Origin of the sequence: Pseudoalteromonas sp. R86517 (genome assembly GCF_042466295.1) — a bacterium.
GTDB lineage: Bacteria > Pseudomonadota > Gammaproteobacteria > Enterobacterales > Alteromonadaceae > Pseudoalteromonas > Pseudoalteromonas atlantica.
In genome coordinates this window covers 1,754,652-1,773,759 of record NZ_JAXHCB010000001.1, presented here as the reverse complement: position 1 = coordinate 1,773,759, position 19,108 = coordinate 1,754,652, and the positions used below count along the sequence as shown (strand labels likewise).

Here is a 19,108-nt window from a genome sequence, read left to right as displayed (position 1 = left end):
TATGCGTTTATTACGGGCTTTGCCCATCACGCCAACAAGCTGAGTGTACAATTTAAAATTCACTGTATGAAATTTCGCCCGTAGGCGTGAAGCTTGCTCACACGAGAATCAGCGTTTTGTTTTTTTTAATTTTTTACTAATAAAAACACATGAAGATCTATTGCACAAAGAGAAGCGAAAGAGGAACAAATGAGAAAATACCTTTCAGGACAAGACAGGTATTAAAACAAAAAAGCCGCGCTATTTTACATAGCGCGGCTTTTTAATGAGGCTAAGGGTTACTCAGCGCTCATTGTTTTAGTCATGTCTGAACTAGCACGACCTGCAGGTTTAATTGACCCTGCGCGTAAGCCACTATCAGGAACTAACTCACGTTTATCGTGTGCCATGGCAACTGATGTATGCTTTACGTCGCTATCAGCAACTGGTGTCGGTTGAGCCATAGGTGCGCTTGCAGCCCCTTTGCTAATAACCGTTTTTGCATTGGCATCTTTTTGCTCAGCTACTTCAGTCTCTGCTTTAACAGGCTCAGGTTTCGCTGGTTGCTCAACTACTTCAGGCTCTGCTTTAACAGGCTCAGGTTTCGCTGGTTGCTCAGCTACTTCAGGCTCTGCTTTAACAGGCTCTGGTGTTGCTGGTTGTTCAGCTACTTCAGGCTCAGCTTTAACAGGCTCTGGTGTTGCTGGTTGTTCAGCTACTTCAGGCTCTGCTTTAACAGGCTCTGGTGTTGCTGGTTGTTCAGCTACTTCAGGCTCTGCTTTAACAGGCTCTGGTGTTGCTGGTTGCTCAGCTACTTCAGGTTCTGATTTCACAGGCTCAGATGCTGTTATTGGTTGCTCAGTAACAACAACTGGCTCTTCAGCTGTTTCTGGGTCAACAGTTTGTACTGCATCGTCATTGGCTGTTGGTTGCTCTGCTTTAGGAGCAGCTTCAACTTTAGCTAAGTCTTCTACAGCTAACGCTTGCTCAACATTTTCTGATGCATCGTTTGAGGTTGGCTGTTCAGCTTTTGCTTTTAGCTCTGCCTCATACTCAGCGGCAGCTTGATCTGCTACTGGCACAAATGCCGGAGCTTCATCTGCTTTTTCTTCTGTAGCTTCACCTTGTTCAGGACGACGGCGACGCTGGCCCGAAGCGCGAAGGTGACGAGGAGAACGGCGTGAACGCGTACGTGTTTGCCCTTGCTCATCTTCAGAGTTTGCTTCGTCAGTTGACGCTGCAGCTACTGGCTTTTCTTCTTGCTCAGGTTGTGCCTTAGGCGCTTGCTCTTTCACAGGTGCAGGTTTTGTTTGCTCTGACTTTTGCTCATTTGCAGTTTGCTTTGCTGCTGGCGCTTGCTCTTTAGGCTGCTCTACTTTAGCTGTTTCAGTGCTTTGCTGCGCTTGCTCAGTCGTATCAGATGCTTTTACTTGCTCAGTATTTTCATCTTGGATACGTACTTTTTTGCGAACATTACGACGTTGACGGCGAACTTTTGGCTTCTGCTCTTTAGGCTCAGTGCTTTGCTTAGCCTCAGTTTCATTCGCTTTTACGTCTGTTTTAACTTGCTCTTTGTCGGCATTACGATTGTCGTTATTACGGTTATCGTTACGCTTACGCGAGTTAGGATTACGACGGCGCTTATTGCGGTTCTCGTTTTTCTCTTGGCTTTCGTTCGCGGTAGATTCAGTTTTCACTTCTTCTTCAGCAGGGCGTTCACCACGAGGTTTAGAGCGTGAGTTATTACGACGACGCTGGTTGTTATTGCGGCGACGGTTGTCACTGTTACCACGGCGATTGTTATTACGTGTTTGCTGTTGCTTTTCTTGCTCAGCTTTTTCTTTTGCTTGCTTTTCTTCTTCGCTTTCACCAGCAAATAACGACTTAAACCAATTACCAATAGCAGCCAATAGGCCACCTTCAACCTTAGGTACAGCAACAGGCGCTGCTGGTTTGTCTACTTTAGCTTGTGGCGCTGGCGTTGAAGGCATAACAACACCTTTAAGCATCGGCTCTTCACGAACAGGCGCAGCTGCTGGTTTAGCCATTTCGAACGACTCTGGCTCAGGTGCAACTACTTGCTCGTAACTTACTGTTTCTAGTGTTTCGTCTTTACGTAAACGCATCACTTCGTAGTGTGGTGTTTCCATGTGTTGATTAGGAATAATAACCACATCACATTTATGATGTTTTTCAATACGATGAACGCTTCTGCGCTGCTCGTTTAATAAATAAGCGGCAACCGCTACAGGCACTTGTGCATTTACTTGTGCTGTGTTGTCTTTAATTGCTTCTTCTTCAATTAAACGCAAAATAGACAAGGCGATAGACTCGTTAGAACGAATAGTACCTTGGCCGCTACAACGCGGACATGGGCCTTGGCTTGCTTCACCTAGTGAAGGGCGCAAACGCTGGCGCGACATTTCAAGTAAACCAAAGCGCGAAATTTTACCAATTTGTACACGCGCACGATCTGGACGAGCGGCATCTTTTAAGCGGTTTTCTACTTCACGCTGATGGCGTGGCGGTGTCATATCGATAAAGTCGATAACAATTAAGCCACCTAAGTCGCGAAGACGTAATTGACGCGCAATTTCATCAGCCGCTTCTAAGTTAGTATTCAGTGCTGTTTCTTCGATATCTCCGCCTTTTGTTGCTTTAGACGAGTTGATATCAATAGAGGTAAGCGCTTCTGTTGGGTCAATTACAATTGAACCACCTGAAGGCAAACGTACTTCACGTTGGAACGCAGACTCAATTTGGCTTTCAATTTGGTAATGCGTAAATAATGGCGTGTCGCCTTGATAAAGCTTTACGCGGCTCATAAAGTCAGGGCGAAAACGCTCAATGTGCGCTTTAGCTTCTTCAAATACACGTGGTTTATCAATTAATATTTCACCAATATCACGACGTAAATAATCGCGAATAGCGCGGAAAATCACATTGCTTTCTTGGTGAATCAAAAACGGTGCTTTAGCACTGTCGGCTGCTTGTTGAATTGCATCCCAATGGACTAAAAGTGCTTTTAAATCGTAGTTTAATTCTTCAAACGACTTGCCAACACCTGCTGTACGTACAATTAAACCCATACCTTTAGGAAGTTCTAATCGGCTAAGTGCTTCTTTAAGGTCTGTACGCTCATCGCCTTCAATACGACGAGAAATACCGCCTGCACGAGGGTTGTTTGGCATTAGCACTAAGTAGCTACCCGCTACGCTGATAAAGGTAGTAAGTGCTGCGCCTTTTTGGCCGCGCTCTTCTTTATCAACTTGTACAATTACTTCTTGGCCTTCTTTAATCACGTCGCGAATATTTGGGCGACCATGAAAAGTGTAACCTTGTGGGAAGTAAGTACGGGCAATTTCTTTTAAAGGAAGGAAACCATGACGATCGGCGCCGTAATCTACGAAAGCCGCTTCTAAAGAGGGTTCAATGCGTGTGATTTTGCCTTTATAAATATTGGCTTTTTTCTGTTCGTGACCTGGGCTTTCTATATCTAAATCATATAGGCGCTGGCCGTCAACCAGTGCTACGCGCATTTCTTCTTGCTGCGTTGCATTGATCAGCATACGTTTCATATTGTTACTCTACTTATTTTTTGTCGCTGACATGACGAAACGTGTTCGCCTGTTCAGTTGTTCCTTTTTTTAGAATGTGCAGCCTCACGACTGGGTCTGTAACGGAACGCTCTGTAATGTGTATGCAGTATTTTTTAAATGCTGGCTAACAATAACGTACGCTTACGTTATTAAATTCTTTATGGTGCTAAAACTGTCGGCTCTTATGCTCTTTACAAGTTTTACCCAGAAGTTGGCCTGTCATATCAATCTTTTTAGTACGTTTATGTTAGGCGCGTAGGGCTCGTTAAGTAACTTAAATACGATGAGTATTTTCTAAGTACTTGCGAGCAAAGTTCGCTGCCGAATGTTAATAAACGCTTATTTGCTAGATTTTTAGTTCTAAATAAGCTGCTATACGGTACTACGTGTGAGCAAATGCTGAACAACGTTTTTACGTCGTCACTATCAAACAAATTATTTGTTCATTGCTTTTATTTTTACATTAAATGTAAATTCATGTTCAAACTTAACCAGTAATATATTACGCGCATTACTGTTAGTTGATCGCACGTGTTAACTGAGTAGGCATAAAAGCTTTGGAAAACTTAACTCGGATCTGTATGATCGGCTACCCAGAATGTGCATCACGAATGTTTTAATGTGTTAAAAAGCACCGTTGTTATTTGCAAATACTAAATATTTGCGCTGCTGATTATCCCACTATTATAACCGTGTTAGCAACTAAATTATTTTACTTAAATCAGTGATTAGGCAATGTCAGAAAAAACCGGCTTACAAGTAACTTTTGTCACAATCAACGAAGACCATTTAGGTCAGCGTATTGATAACTTTCTTATTACCCATTTAAAAGGGGTGCCTAAAAGCGCTGTTTATAAAATTTTACGCAAAGGCGAGGTACGCGTTAATAAAAAGCGTATTAAGCCAGTTTACAAATTACAGCTTGATGATGTAGTGCGTATTCCGCCAATTAAAGTAGCAGAGCGCGAAGAGTTTGTGCCTAAAAAGCTCGATAAAGTGAAGCAATTAGAAGACGCAATACTCTTTGAAGATAAATACCTTATTGTAATTAATAAACCTTCGGGCATGGCTGTACATGGCGGCAGTGGTTTAAGCTACGGTTTAATAGAAGCACTACGCGTATTACGCCCAGATGAGCGCAGTTTAGAGCTAGTACATAGGCTTGATAGAGACACATCGGGGTGTTTATTAATTTCAAAGCGTCGTTCGGTACTTACCGCATTGCATGAGCAGCTGCGTGAAAAAACAATGGAAAAAAATTACTGGGCGTTGGTAACAGGGCAGTGGGATTCGTCGGTTAAAAATGTGACCGAAGGGCTGCGTAAAAACACCCTCAAGTCGGGCGAGCGCGTGGTGCGAGTAGATAATAACGAAGGTAAACCTTCACATACTCGCTTTAGAGTACTTGAGCGTTTTAACGAGTGTTCGTTAGTGCAAGCCTCACCTGTGACAGGACGTACTCACCAAATTCGTGTTCATACACAGTGTAAAGGCCACCCTATTGCATGCGATGATAAATACGGCGACCAAGGGTTTGATGTATCAATGCGCAAAATAGGCTTAAACCGCTTATTTTTACACGCCCACGATTTAAGCTTTTATCACCCTAAAAACGAAACTACCATGCGTGTAGAGGCACCGCTTGATAACGCACTTAAAAGTTGTATTTTAAAATTAAGAGATGCTAAAGCGTAATGACCACCGCTGTATTAAAAAAATATAAACTGGTTATTTTTTGATTGGGATGGCACTGTAATGGACTCAATTAGCAAAATTGTTAATTGTATTCGTCACAGTGCGCTGGCGCTTAATATTGAGCCGCCGAACGACACTGCAATTAAAAATATTATTGGTATGTCGCTTGAACTTGCTATTGAGGTGCTATTTCCTGACGAGGTAGCGCATCATCCCGCATTAGTTAACGGCTATAAACAGCAATACCGTGTTGATACGACTGCCACCCCTGTATTTGATAATGTAGAAAATGTTCTAAGTGCGTTAAAAGCACAAGGGGTTATTTTAGCGATTGCCACCGGTAAAGGTCGTGCTGGTTTAATGCGTTTATTAGAGCAAACTCAGTTAGGGCATTACTTTAGTGCCACGCGCACAAGTGATGAAGCACGCTCTAAACCTTCCCCCGATATGCTTGAACAACTATTAGCTGAATTAGCAATAAATGCCGACGAAGCACTCATGATTGGGGATACCAAAATAGATATGGCCATGGCACAGGCAGCCAACATAGATAGAATTGGCGTTACTATGGGCGTACACAGTGCAGCGCAGTTAAGTGAGTTTAGCCCCGTTGCAACCGTTGATAATTATCAGCAGCTGCAACGCATACTACTTGGCTAAGGTTGAGCTGCGAGTATGTCGAGATTAAACTCAGCCAATAGCTGGCTGAGTTTAATTAGAGGCAAGCCTATTAAGCTATTAGGATCGTCTCCGTTTAATTTTTCAAATAAGCATATCCCTAATCCTTCACTTTTAAAGCTCCCAGCACAGTTATAAGGCTGCTCTGCATCGCAGTAGGCTTCTATTTGCTCTTTGGTGAGTGTTCTAAATACTACTTCAAAAGGCTCTATTAACGTTTTTGCTTTATCGCTAGCAATATCGTAAACACACAGGCCCGTTAAAAACGTGACAGTTTGGCCGCTAAACAAAGAAAGCTGCTTTATAGCGTTTTCTTTATTATGAGGTTTACCAAGTATTTGCCCATCATATACGGCCACTTGGTCGGAGCCGATTGCAAGGCCTTTAACAAAATGATCGCAAGCGGCACGCGCTTTGCGCTCGCTTAGGCGTTTAACAAGTTGCTCTGGGGTTTCGTTTGGTATGGCGGTTTCGTCAATATCAGGCGAAAAAGTACTAAATGGCAGATTAAATTTTTGCAATAAAGACTGCCTAAATGGCGAGCTTGACGCTAATATAAGCGGGTGCTTCATAAATTATTATCCTAATTAAAATTAGTTTGAGTTAGGATAAATCAGATCCGTAATGAAAACACGTGAAAAACCATGTAAAAATGCTTTTTTGCTTTGACTAACTAATTAACTATCTATATGATGCAGCCCCTATGCAAAAGGTAAAAATTCCCATCACTCTTCATCCTGGGAAAGCAGCGCAACACCGTTTAACTTACGATGGTATTGTACCGCTTGAAAAACTTGCTCGTTTACGAGGTGTTGTACAGGAAGAAGTAGGTGAAATAGCGGTAAAAATTCAGTGCAAAACCGATGAGCAAGGTTTAGTTGTGATTAGTGGCAATTTGTCTACACACGTAACTGTAACTTGTCAGCGTTGTAATGATGATTTAGGGTTGGATTTGGATCAAGACTTTATGTATTCGCCTGTTGGTTTGGATGCTGAGTCAGATGATCTTCCTGAAGTCTACGATGAAGTAGCGCTTGATGAAAACGGTGAAATTAACGTGTTTGAGTTAATCGAAGACGAACTAATTTTAGCAGTGCCATTAGTGCCTACACACAACGAAGCTTCGTGCAATTATTCATCAAAGCCTGCTAGCTTTGGTGTACTAAAGGCGGAAGATGATAAACCAAATCCATTTGATATTTTGAAACAACTTAAGAAAGATTCTTAGGAGAAGACTAATGGCTGTACAAAAAAGCAAAAAGTCTCGTGCAAGACGCGGCATGCGCCGTTCACACGATGCGATCAACGGTCCAACTTTAACAGTTGACCAAACTTCAGGTGAGACTCATCGTCGTCACCATGTAACTGCTGACGGTTACTACAAAGGCGTTCAAGTAATTTCTAACTAAGAGATTGCTTTATGCTGACTAATCTAACCATAGCGTTAGATATGATGGGGGGCGATTATGGCCCCCGTTCATCTATCCCCGCTGCTGTTTGCGCAGTAAATGCTCATGCCAATTTAACACTCATTTTATGTGGCAACGAGCAAGTAATTACTAATCAATTAGAATCCCTCGATTCACTTTCACACCCACGTTTAATTATTCGCCATTGCAGCGAAGTTGTCACTAATGCCTGCGAACCCGCTTTAGCTGTGCGTTCAAAAAAAGACTCCTCTATGCGTGTCGCCCTTGATTTAGTTAAATCGGGTGAAGCACAAGCCTGTGTAAGCTCGGGTAACACCGGCGCTTTATTTTTTATGGCTCATTACGTATTAAAAATGCTGCCTGGCGTTAAACGCCCCGCATTAATATCGGCCGTTCCTACAGAGCGAAAAAATCCAGTTTATCTGCTTGATTTAGGCGCTAATGTGCATTGTGATTCAGAAATACTTTATCAATTTGGCATTATGGGCTCGGTAGTAGCAGGCCAAGCTCTTGGCTGCGATAACCCTAAAGTGAGTTTACTTAATATTGGCTCTGAAGACATAAAAGGCCATGAAGGCATAAAGCAAGCAGCGCAGCTTATGCAGCAAAGCCCTTATATTAATTACACGGGTTACAGTGAAGGCAGTGATATTTTTTCGGGGAAAGCCGATGTCATTGTGTGTGAAGGGTTTGTCGGAAACGTTGCATTAAAAACCTGCGAAGGCATTGCTAAACTGATCATGAAAAAGTTTACAAGCGCCCTAGAAAAGCACTTAATTTACAAATGCATGGCGTTTATTTTAAGTCCTATCATAAAAAAACTCTATAATCGGGTGAACCCCGACCAGTATAACGGCGCTTCTCTGGTAGGATTGCGCGGTATTGTCGTTAAAAGCCATGGAAATGCATCAGCAAAAGCATTTCAAGCAGCAATCGATGAAGCGGTAAAAGAGGTTGAACGTCAACTTCCAGATAAAATAGCCGCTATTTTCGAAAAAACACATTCTAAAAACTCGGCGGCCGAATAACGTTTAGGTGCCGTAGTTACACTAAATTTTTGTTTAATTAAAAAGAGCAAAGTATGGCACAAAAAATTGCACTTCTATTTCCTGGTCAGGGCTCACAAAGCGTTGGCATGTTAAGCGAGCTACTAGAGAGCTCTGACATTGTAAAAGCAACCTTTAGCGAAGCGTCAAGCGCACTTGGCTACGATTTAGCAGCGCTTGTACTAAATGGCCCAGAAGAAGAACTTAATCAAACTCACCGCACTCAACCTGCTTTATTAACAGCAAGCGTGGCAATTTACCGCCACTGGTTAGCTGCAAACCCAGATGTGGATGTGGTTATGGCTGGTCACAGCTTAGGTGAATACTCTGCATTGGTATGTAGTGAGGTTATTAGCCTAGGTGAAGCGGTAAAACTTGTTGAAAACCGTGGCTTATACATGCAAGAAGCTGTGCCTGCGGGCGTAGGCTCTATGGCTGCCATTATTGGTTTAGCCGATGAGCAAATAAAAACAGCATGTGAAGAGTCTGCACAAGGCGAGGTTGTTTCACCGGTAAATTATAACTCACCAGGGCAAGTGGTTATTGCAGGGCATAAAGCTGCTGTTGATAGAGCTTCACAAGCGTGTAAAGATGCCGGCGCAAAACGTGCCTTACCACTGAGTGTAAGCGTGCCTTCACATTGTGAATTAATGAAACCAGCGGCTGAAAAACTCGCAAATGATTTAGCCGCTTTAACATTTAATACACCTAAGTGTGATGTAATTAATAATGTTGATGTAAAAGCACAAAGCTCGGCTGATGCAATTAAAGATGCATTGGTACGTCAACTATACAGCCCAGTTCGTTGGACAGAAACAGTACAGGCTTTAGTTGCTCAAGGTATTACGCAAAGCTACGAATTTGGCCCAGGTAAAGTATTAACTGGCCTTGCAAAACGAATTGATAAAGCAATGGTATGTGGCTCAGTAAATGACGCTGCTGCTATCGACGCTGCAAAATAAGAGAATATAAAATGACTAATTTATTTTCATTAGAGGGCAAAGTTGTCCTAATTACTGGCGCAAGCCGTGGTATTGGTAAAGCAATTGCAAACACTTTAGTAGCGCAAGGCGCAAAAGTAGCAGGTACTGCTACGAGTGAGTCAGGCGCGGCTAAAATTAGCGATTACTTAGGTGATAACGGTAAGGGTTATGCTTTAAACGTAACCGATCCTGCATCGATTGAGGCTACATTAGCGGCAATAAAAGCCGACTTAGGCGATGTTGACGTACTTGTAAATAACGCAGGTATTACCCGTGATAATTTATTAATGCGTATGAAAGACGGTGAGTGGGACGATATTATCGACACCAACTTAAGCTCTATCTTCCGTTTATCTAAAGCGGTATTACGCCCAATGATGAAGAAAAAGAACGGCCGTATTATTAATATTGGCTCAGTTGTGGGCACTATGGGTAATGCAGGGCAAGCTAACTACGCGGCGGCTAAAGCGGGTGTCATTGGCTTTTCTAAATCGCTTGCACGCGAAGTTGCATCGCGCGGCATTACAGTAAATGTAGTAGCCCCTGGTTTTATTCAAACTGATATGACCGATGAGCTAACAGAAGATCAAAAAGCGGCCACCCTTGCTAATGTACCAGCAGGTCGGTTAGGTCAGCCTGATGAAATAGCAGCGGCAGTGTGTTATTTAGCATCTGACGCGGCTGCGTATGTATCTGGCGAGACTTTGCATGTAAATGGCGCGATGTACATGGTTTAATCGCCATTGTTAAAAGTAAATGCTAAAAATAACTTAAGTAAGTGACCTCAAAAACATTGAAATTTTTATGATCTTGCTTTAAACATACTTGAAATCGCTGTGAAAATAAGCGATAAAAGACAAAACAAACACTCAGAGGTTTGACCAGACAATTATTTATGGTCAAATCATTGAATCAGAGAATTATGCGGCGTAAACTACGCCGCAATCTGAAAATAACGCATTGGCGTTTTTAATAAAGGAAAGAAGAATGAGCGATATCCAAGAACGCGTAAAAAAAATTATCATCGAACAGCTAGGTGTTAAAGAAGAAGAAGTTAAAAACGAAGCTTCTTTCGTAGACGACCTAGGTGCAGATTCTCTTGATACTGTTGAACTAGTTATGGCTCTTGAAGAAGAGTTTGATACTGAGATCCCAGATGAAGAAGCTGAAAAGATCACTACAGTACAATCTGCAATCGATTACGTATCAGCTCACGCTGAGTAATTAATCGCATATTAAAGGCAGCATTCGCTGCCTTTAATCTATATATCCAAACCACCTCAAAGTTCATGATTCAAATTCACCCGCTTTTACTCTCTACTGCATTCATTTGTAATAGCACATCTTTAGTTGAATTTGAGACTCGCACTTTGAGGTCGCTTGGGTATGAATTCCCTTTGTAATGCCAATAGATTTAAACTTAGTGAGTTAAACGGCTTACTAAAGTAATACTATTTTAATCAATTGGTTTAAATATCCCTTATTGGAGGCAAACCGTGGCTAAACGTCGAGTCGTCGTAACTGGCTTAGGAATGTTGACGCCGCTAGGTAATGATGTGCAATCTACCTGGCAAGGCTTATTAGATGGTAAAAGTGGTATACAAAATATAACCCACTTTGATACATCAAAATTTGGTACTAAATTCGCTGGACTCATAAATGACTTTGATGCAACTGCATACATGTCAGCGAAAGATACTAAAAAAATGGACTTATTTATTCAGTACGGCATTGCAGCGGGTGTTCAAGCCTTTCAAGACTCAGGTCTTGAAGTTACTGAACAAAACGCAACACGTATTGGTGTTGCTGTAGGTTCAGGCATTGGTGGATTAACCCTAATTGAAGAAAACCATATAAAGCTACTTAACAGTGGCCCACGTAAGCTTTCTCCATTTTATGTGCCATCAACCATTATTAATATGATCTCGGGCCATTTATCAATGATGCATGGTTTACGTGGTCCTAATATTTCTATTGTGACGGCATGTACTACAGGCCTGCACAATATTGGCCATGCAGCGCGTATGATTGCTTACGGCGATGCCGATGCGATGGTTGCCGGTGGCGCAGAAAAAGCCTGTACACCTATTGGTATGGGTGGCTTTAATGCTGCACGTGCGCTTTCTACCCGTAACGACGACCCACAAGCTGCGTCGCGTCCGTGGGATAAAGACCGCGATGGTTTTGTACTATCTGATGGTGCAGGGGTTGTTGTAGTAGAAGAGTACGAACACGCTAAAGCCCGTGGCGCTAAAATTTATGCTGAGCTTGTTGGCTTTGGTATGAGCGGTGATGCGTATCACATGACCTCGCCACCGGAAGACGGTGCAGGTGCGGCACTCGCTATGCAAAATGCATTAAACGATGCACAAGTAAATGCAGACCAAGTTGGTTACATTAACGCACACGGTACATCTACTAATGCAGGCGACAAAGCCGAAACGCAAGCTGTTAAAGCTATTTTTGGCAGTGCAGCGCAAGATGTAATGGTAGGCTCGTCTAAATCGATGATGGGACACCTATTAGGTGCTGCGGGTTCTGTAGAGTCTATTATTTCTATTTTATCGCTGGCCGATCAAAAAGTATCGCCCACCATTAACCTAGATAACCCAGATGAAGGCTGTGACTTAGATTACATAGCCCACACTGCACGTGATGCAAAACTTGACTTTGCATTGTGTAACTCATTTGGTTTTGGTGGGACTAATGGCTCGTTGCTATTTAAAAAGGTATAATCCTTTTTAACAACGAACCAGATTATAAGAGCTCAGTTGGTTAACTGGGCTTTTTTTATGCAAGCCATTCAATATGCAAACAATAATAACAACCGATGATACAAGTGCGATTAATACACGCGATAGAGGCCTTAACTACGGTGATGGCTTTTTTACCACAGCCAAAGTAATTGCTGGGCAAGTAGAGCATTGGCAGTACCATAAAGCACGTTTGGTAGAATGCGCAGAACGCTTAGCGTTTCCTGCAATTAACTTTACTGAGCTTGAGCAACATATTGCAAAGGCGATTACTGGCTGCCAATTAAATGTGCTTAAAATAGTGATCACCCGCGGAGAAGGTGGGCGAGGCTATGGGTTGCCGCAACACACCCATTTAACCATTTTAATTACCGTGTTAGGGTTTCCACAAAGCTACCCAGCATTAGCAAAAACAGGGGTGAGTTTAGCCCTAAGCCCAATAAAATTAGCATCCCAACCTTTATTAGCCGGTTTAAAAACACTTAACCGACTAGAACAAGTGCTGATTAAAAATGCCATGGCAAAACAACAATGTGACGATGTTTTAGTACTCGATCATCAAAACAATGTGATTGAAGCCTCGGCAGCTAATATTTTTGCTATTCGTGATAATAAGGTATATACGCCAAGCCTTGAGCAATGCGGTATTAAAGGGGTTTATCTGCAATCGTTATGTGATAAATTAGCGGTTGAATTTAAGCAAGTAAGCCTAAATGAATTAACCCAAGCTAGTGCTGTATTTATTTGTAATAGCTTAATGGGCGCTGTGCCCGTTAATCGTATAGAACAACATACATTTAATGTTGAGCAAAGCATGTGCTTATTAAATGAATTATTAGCCAAGGAGGCTAAGTGTTAAAAGTTATTTTATCGGTATTATTGTTAGCTTTAGTTACAACGCTAGTAGGGTATCAGCAATTACAAGCAACAATAACTAGCCCGCTAAATATAACAACGCCTACCCAGTTTGAAGTTAAAAAAGGCATGGGCTTTAACCAGCTATGTAAACAATGGCAAGCTAATAATTGGTTAAAAAGCTGCTGGCGTTACCAAGTAATTGCAAAGCTTGACCCAACACTAACAGACTTAAAAGCCGGCTTGTACGAGCTAACGAATACAAGCGTTATTAATAATATAAAAAAAATAAACAACGGTGAGCAAATCAGTTTTAGCTTTACTATTATCGAAGGGCAAAACTTACGTGAAGTGATAGCTGCTATTAGTAGTGCGCCGCATTTAACTAATAACTTAAATAAAGAGCAACTGGCGCAGCAAATAGTAGGTAAAGAAAGCCATTTAGAAGGATGGCTGTTTCCAGATACGTATCATTATCACAGCGGTGATACTGCCAGTAGTTTATTAAAACGTGCGGCCGTTAAAATGCAGCAAACACTTGAGCAAGCATGGTCACAACGTGCAGAAAAACTACCGTATAAAAACGCATATGATGCACTTATCATGGCCTCTATTATCGAAAAAGAAACAGGCCTTGCCAGTGAGCGCCCCTTAATAGCCGCCGTATTTATAAATAGATTAAACGCAAATATGCGCCTACAAACCGATCCCACCGTAATATATGGCCTAGGGGAGAGTTTTGACGGTGACATTAAACGAAAAGATTTACGCGATTACACACCTTATAATACGTATCGCATTAAAGGGCTGCCGCCAACACCCATTGCCATGCCCTCAAAAGCGGCTATTTTAGCAGCGCTTAATCCGCCTAAAACACAGTATGTTTATTTTGTGGCTAAGGGCGATGGCAGTCACCAGTTTTCAACCACGTTAAAGCAACACAACGCGGCAGTTAAAACGTATATATTAAATAAAACGAATTAAACTTTATATGAAACCAAAATTTATTGTTATTGAAGGCCTTGAAGGCGCAGGTAAATCAACGGCTATTTCGTTATGCCAAGACTTTTTAAATAAAAAACAAATAGACTTTATTAACGTACGCGAGCCAGGTGGTACACCGCTTGCCGAGTCTTTACGTACTTTAGTAAAAGCCGAGCATGAAGAAGACATAGCCTTTGAAACCGAACTACTTATTATGTACGCAGCTCGCTCGCAGCTTATGCATAATGTAATTAACCCGGCGCTTGATAAAGGGCAGTGGGTATTAGCAGATCGCCACGATTTATCATCTCAAGCGTATCAAGGTGGTGGGCGCGGCATTAGCGCTAATACGTTAGCGTCTTTGTCGTCTATGGTATTAAAAGGGTTAAAACCTGATTTAACCATTTACCTAGATATAGACCCCGTAATAGGCCTTGAGCGTGCTAAAGGCCGTGGAGAGCTTGATAGAATTGAGCAAGAAGCCATTGAGTTTTTTCAGCGCACGCGCATGCGTTATGTTGAGCTGGCAAATGACGATAGCTCTATTAAAACCGTAGATGCCAACCAAAGTATTGATAAAGTACACCGCGATATAACCAATGTACTACGCACCTTTTTTGAAGGGTTAAAATAACATGGCATTGCCATGGCTTAATAACGTAGAGCAACAGCTTGCGCAAAGTTATAAAGCGCAGCGTTTTCATCATGCACAGTTGTTATGCGGGCCCAAAGGCGTTGGTAAGTTTGAGCTAAGCGAGCAATTAGCTAATAGCTTATTATGTCAAAATATTAATACCCATATGCAAAACGAAGGTAGCAAGTTAGCCCCGTGCGGGCAGTGCAAAAGTTGCTCATTAACACTTGCGGGTAACCACCCTGATAAACGGTTGACGCAAGTTGAAGGGCAAAGCATTGGTGTTGACGATATTCGCGCGATAAGCGATTTTATGAACCACTCTGCTGCACAAAATGGCAATAAAGTGGCTATTATTGAAAACTGCGAAAAAATGACCACGGCAGCAGCAAACGCGTTATTAAAAACCTTAGAAGAGCCCAGTAATAGCCGTTTTTTAATTTTAACCACAAGCCACACTGCGCAGTTACCTGCCACTATTTTAAGCCGCTGTGCTAAAACAGACATAAAAGTCGCAAACCCAGAAGCGGCTAAAATCTGGTTAGCCGATTTAAATATTAGTGACTATGGATGGCTGCCTTTATTTTATACGCAACCACTTTTAATTAAACAGTGGCAAGCGCAAGAGCAGCTGCAACACATTGATACTTTATATAAATTTGCAACTGAGTTTAAACAAAGCCATAATTTTAGTCCGCTTGTAAATATTATAAACAAACAACCTGAGCTAATACGCATTTTTACATTATTTTTAAGCGAGCAATTAAAACAGCAGCTTATAATGGGTTTAAGTTTTGACGCGTACCAAAGTGCTCAGCAAGCGTTGAATGAATTTTTACAAAATAGCACAGAGGTACTCGGGCTTAATTTACCTCTAGCAGTGTCGCGTTTAGCGCATGCCCTGCGTAACATTTAATAGGAATACATATGCAAGAGCTTTTAGTTGATGTAGATAACCTTGACGAACTTTATCGCTGCTACATGCCTTATTTAAAAAAGGGCGGCCTATTTGTACGTACCAATATGCGTTACGAAATAGGTTACTCTTTAGCGCTTAGAGTTACTTTACCTGATGCGCTAGAAGATGACGTGGTAACGGGTAAAGTTGCCTGGATCACACCACAAGGCGCACAAAGCTCTAACCCACCAGGTATAGGCATTAGCTTTTTAGATGATAAAACAAATTTAAACGCTAAAATCGAAAAGCTATTAGGCACTATGTTAAACTCTGGTAATCCTACATATACCATGTAGTTTTAAACGCATTTGCTTAATAGTGATATGCATAAAGCAGCCGGTTAGCGAGCGCTTAGCTCTCGTTAACCTGCAATACTAACTTGCTTATTCCAACTCGTTTAATACCCATTCGCTTACTTAAGTGATTTACTTTAAGGCTGAAAAACGTGTTGATAGCTAGGTAAAAAATTCGCTATTTAGTTGTGCTCGGCAATTGCTCTGCATTCATGCAGTCGTAAATGAGAGTTTTTTAGCGCAGGTAGCGACACGTTTAGCTCCGCAAAATGCTTAGGTATTATTGCAAATTGGTACAACTAAGTATTTTTGCAGGTTAGTATAATTTAACACCCAAAACCATACAGGCCGTATAGTGATTGTAGATTCTCATTGCCATTTAGATCGTCTTGATTTTGACAAATTAGATTTAAACCTAGATCAAGTGCTCGATAACGCCCGCGCAAAGCAAGTAGAGCACTTTTTATGTGTAAGTGTAACGCTTGATCAATTCCCAAGTATGCTTGAAAAAATTAAACATTACGACGATGTATCGGCATCGTGTGGCGTGCATCCGCTTGATCAAAAAGATGCCCTTAATAAACAGCAACTCATTGATTTAGCATCGCATGAAAAAGTAGTCGCGATTGGCGAAACAGGCCTAGATTACTATTATTCAAAAGACACGCACGCAGTACAACAAGCCAGTTTTGTTGGCCATATTGAAGTAGCAAACGAACTACAAAAGCCACTGATTATTCATACCCGTGATGCCAGAGCCGATACCATTAACTTAATGCGTGAGCACAAAGCAGAAAACTGCGGTGGCGTACTGCATTGTTTTACCGAAGATTGGGATATGGCCAAAAAAGCGATTGATATGGGGTTTTATATCTCTATTTCAGGCATTGTTACCTTTAAAAATGCCGTAGAGCTTAAAGAAGTTGTAAAACAAATCCCACTCGATAGATTACTCATCGAAACAGACTCGCCTTATTTAGCACCTGTGCCGTACCGTGGAAAAACAAATCAGCCTGCGTATGTAGAAGATGTTGCCTACTATATTAGTGAGCTTAAAGGCATAAGCTTTAACGAGCTTGCAAAAGCAACGACTGATAACTTTTATTCACTTTTTAAATTAGCAGCGAAAGGCTAACACATGACTACTCAATCGGCGCAACTCCCACTTTTATTAATGGGGCCTATGGTGCGCCGAGCTGAGCAAAGTGCTATATGTATACAGTTTGCTACTTCACGCCCTGGCAATTGCCAAATCACACTTGAAAACCAACAAAGCTACAGCGAGCAGCAAAGCATTGCATTAGGTAAACACCTTTACCTGCATTTTATAATTATAAAACCTGTTGATAGCCAGTTTCCGCTCGACACATTATTAGCGTATACATTGCATATTAACGAGCAAAAAATTGACTTAACTCCTTGGTGCTTTGAAGGGCAAACGGCGCCTTCGTTTGCAATTGCCAATAAGCTTACGCATATTTTACATGGCTCGTGTCGCAACGCACATCACCCCGCAAAAGACAGCTTAGTATCAGCAAGTGAATGGCAAAATACCCAGCGCAGTAATAAACTGCAGGGCGCACAGCTTTTACTGCTTAGCGGAGACCAAGTTTATGCCGATGATGTAGCCGGCCCTATGCTACTGGCTATTCATCAACTAATAGATGCATTAGGACTTTATAAAGAGCAACCGCTTGAGCTCAATTTACCAGCAGATATAAATGAGCAGCTTTTTAACCGCCATCATTACTTACCAAAAACGCCATGGCAAAAACGTTCAAAATTGGGCGTTGGGTACTGGCTAAAAAAAGACGAGCCTCATTTTTCTAGCGTAAAAGCGCATAATCACTTAATTCACTTTGAAGAATTTATAGCGCTGTATTTACTTAACTTTAGTGCCGCCGCGTGGCAATGCGTTGATATTAAAAATAGCCATTACACACAAGGCAATGAAAAAAATAACACCATTTTTAACGCCGAAAAAAAGGCGTTAATTGACTACGCAAAAGGCTTAAATAGCGTAGAGCGTTTATTTGCTAATGTATCTACCTTGATGATGTTTGACGATCACGATGTTACCGATGATTGGAACCTAACAGCAGGGTGGGAGCAAGCTATAAATCAAAACCCAAGTAGTAAACGCATCATTAATAATGGGCTAATAAGTTATTGGCTATTTCAAGGGCTGGGCAATGATGCGCTACATAAAACCGGCGCGCTTATAGATGATTTTAAACAAAGCCGTAGCGCCAATAATATTTGGCAGTTTAAAGCCTTTGATAAGCCTCTGAACGAATTTAACTATTGGCATTATGAGCTTACCACCACGCCTAAAGTAGTTGTGCTTGATACCCGCACGCACCGCTGGCGTAACGAAAGTAACTTTAATGAACCCTCAGGCTTACTTGATTGGGAGCGCTTAACAGAGCTTGAAGAAAGCCTGCTGAGCCACAGCAAAGTAATTATTGTATCGCCAGCGCCTGTGTTTGGCGTTAAATCAATAGAAGCAATACAGGCGGCGTTTAATATGTGCGGGCAGCCGCTTATGGTTGATGTAGAAAACTGGATGGCACACGAAGGCTCGGCCAAAAAACTGCTTGATACCTTTAGGCGTACAGACACACCTAACGAAACGCTTATTCTATCGGGTGATGTGCATTATTCTTTTTGTTTTTCGGTGCAAAAGCGTTTTGGCGATCACCCAAATAGAATATGGCAGCTCACCGCCAGCGGAATTAAAAACGAATTTCCGCGTAAGCTAATTAATGTACTCGATAAGCTCGACTCAATATTATACGGCCCCAAAAGCCCGCTTAACTTTTTCACCAAACGCTGGCACATGGAAGTAGATAAACACCAAACCAAAGGTGAAGGCCAAAAGTACCTAGTAAGCGACTCCGCCATTAGTTTAATTACGCTTGACCAAGGAGATTTAGCGCGTTATCAACTAATCCACGGCGACGGCCACACCACCGAGTTTGATTTAGAAGAGCAGTAAAGCTGCGAAAAATTTGTTGAGTGAATTAAAAACCTTAATTGCACAAAGAGAAGCGAATGAGGAGTAAATGAGAAGACACAACCAATCCAGACATCTTATTTATCACTACTCTAAAGTGGAGCGACTCTAAGCCGCTTTGTGATTTAAACAATATAAAAATTGCAAAAAGAGAAGTGAATGAGGAGTAAATGAGAAGTCACAACCAACCCATGCATCTTATTTA

17 protein-coding genes and 1 pseudogene are annotated in these 19,108 nt (G+C 41.8%); 16 read left to right on the top strand and 2 right to left on the bottom strand.

Annotated elements, in window-relative coordinates:
* Positions 1-278 precede the first annotated feature (278 nt).
* On the bottom strand, positions 279-3,557 hold the full coding sequence (rne, locus tag SJY38_RS07930) for a ribonuclease E (protein ID WP_377109569.1): 3,279 nt from the start codon (positions 3,555-3,557) through the stop codon (positions 279-281).
* Positions 3,558-4,313: 756 nt separating this feature from the next.
* On the opposite strand from rne, the gene rluC reads away from it, so the two are divergent.
* Both rluC and SJY38_RS07920 read left to right on the top strand, forming a co-directional pair.
* Positions 4,314-5,273, top strand: a complete 960-nt coding sequence (rluC, locus tag SJY38_RS07925) for a 23S rRNA pseudouridine(955/2504/2580) synthase RluC (protein WP_004587682.1) — start codon at positions 4,314-4,316, stop codon at positions 5,271-5,273.
* Positions 5,273-5,933 (top strand): annotated as a pseudogene (locus tag SJY38_RS07920) (HAD-IA family hydrolase). Before rluC ends, SJY38_RS07920 begins: the two are co-directional and overlap by 1 nt.
* Here the strand turns inward: SJY38_RS07920 and SJY38_RS07915 are convergent.
* The gene (locus SJY38_RS07915) at positions 5,930-6,523 is read right to left on the bottom strand and encodes a Maf family protein (RefSeq protein ID WP_377109568.1); all 594 of its coding nucleotides are present in this window, start codon (positions 6,521-6,523) and stop codon (positions 5,930-5,932) included. The pseudogene SJY38_RS07920 and the gene SJY38_RS07915 sit on opposite strands and share 4 nt — an antisense overlap.
* A 131-nt stretch (positions 6,524-6,654) precedes the next feature.
* Here SJY38_RS07915 and yceD point away from each other — a divergent pair, with 131 nt between their 5' ends.
* The 14 genes from yceD (at position 6,655) to SJY38_RS07845 (ending at position 18,885) form a co-directional block, all read left to right on the top strand.
* Positions 6,655-7,179 carry a 23S rRNA accumulation protein YceD gene (yceD, locus tag SJY38_RS07910; protein WP_004587685.1) on the top strand — a complete coding sequence of 175 codons (525 nt, stop codon included), beginning with the start codon at positions 6,655-6,657 and terminating at the stop codon, positions 7,177-7,179.
* A gap of 10 nt (positions 7,180-7,189) precedes the next feature.
* Positions 7,190-7,360 carry a 50S ribosomal protein L32 gene (gene rpmF / locus SJY38_RS07905; protein WP_004587686.1) on the top strand — a complete coding sequence of 57 codons (171 nt, stop codon included), beginning with the start codon at positions 7,190-7,192 and terminating at the stop codon, positions 7,358-7,360.
* Positions 7,361-7,371: 11 nt separating this feature from the next.
* On the top strand, positions 7,372-8,409 hold the full coding sequence (plsX, locus tag SJY38_RS07900; protein ID WP_004587687.1) for a phosphate acyltransferase PlsX: 1,038 nt from the start codon (positions 7,372-7,374) through the stop codon (positions 8,407-8,409).
* A 53-nt stretch (positions 8,410-8,462) separates the two neighbouring features.
* Positions 8,463-9,389 carry an ACP S-malonyltransferase gene (gene fabD / locus SJY38_RS07895; protein WP_377109567.1) on the top strand — a complete coding sequence of 309 codons (927 nt, stop codon included), beginning with the start codon at positions 8,463-8,465 and terminating at the stop codon, positions 9,387-9,389.
* Positions 9,390-9,400: 11 nt separating this feature from the next.
* Positions 9,401-10,147, top strand: a complete 747-nt coding sequence (gene fabG, locus SJY38_RS07890; protein ID WP_004587689.1) for a 3-oxoacyl-ACP reductase FabG — start codon at positions 9,401-9,403, stop codon at positions 10,145-10,147.
* 250 nt (positions 10,148-10,397) lie between these two features.
* Positions 10,398-10,634, top strand: coding sequence for an acyl carrier protein (acpP, locus tag SJY38_RS07885; protein ID WP_004587690.1), 237 nt, complete (start codon positions 10,398-10,400; stop codon positions 10,632-10,634).
* 272 nt (positions 10,635-10,906) lie between these two features.
* Entirely contained in the window at positions 10,907-12,145 is a 1,239-nt protein-coding gene (gene fabF, locus SJY38_RS07880; RefSeq protein ID WP_377109566.1) for a beta-ketoacyl-ACP synthase II, read from the top strand.
* A gap of 73 nt (positions 12,146-12,218) precedes the next feature.
* Positions 12,219-13,022, top strand: coding sequence for an aminodeoxychorismate lyase (pabC, locus tag SJY38_RS07875; RefSeq protein WP_377109565.1), 804 nt, complete (start codon positions 12,219-12,221; stop codon positions 13,020-13,022).
* On the top strand, positions 13,016-14,002 hold the full coding sequence (gene mltG / locus SJY38_RS07870) for an endolytic transglycosylase MltG (protein ID WP_377109564.1): 987 nt from the start codon (positions 13,016-13,018) through the stop codon (positions 14,000-14,002). Before pabC ends, mltG begins: the two co-directional genes overlap by 7 nt.
* Before the next feature lie 7 nt (positions 14,003-14,009).
* Positions 14,010-14,636: a dTMP kinase gene (tmk, locus tag SJY38_RS07865; protein ID WP_264389675.1), complete on the top strand. Its 627-nt coding sequence runs from the start codon at positions 14,010-14,012 to the stop codon at positions 14,634-14,636.
* Between the two features lies 1 nt (position 14,637).
* Complete coding sequence (locus SJY38_RS07860; protein ID WP_377109563.1) at positions 14,638-15,552, top strand: DNA polymerase III subunit; 915 nt, start codon at positions 14,638-14,640, stop codon at positions 15,550-15,552.
* Positions 15,553-15,563: 11 nt separating this feature from the next.
* Entirely contained in the window at positions 15,564-15,890 is a 327-nt protein-coding gene (locus SJY38_RS07855; protein ID WP_004587696.1) for a PilZ domain-containing protein, read from the top strand.
* Between the two features lie 352 nt (positions 15,891-16,242).
* Entirely contained in the window at positions 16,243-17,022 is a 780-nt protein-coding gene (locus tag SJY38_RS07850) for a TatD family hydrolase (RefSeq protein ID WP_029773701.1), read from the top strand.
* A gap of 3 nt (positions 17,023-17,025) precedes the next feature.
* Positions 17,026-18,885, top strand: a complete 1,860-nt coding sequence (locus SJY38_RS07845; RefSeq protein WP_377109562.1) for an alkaline phosphatase D family protein — start codon at positions 17,026-17,028, stop codon at positions 18,883-18,885.
* Positions 18,886-19,108 lie beyond the last annotated feature (223 nt).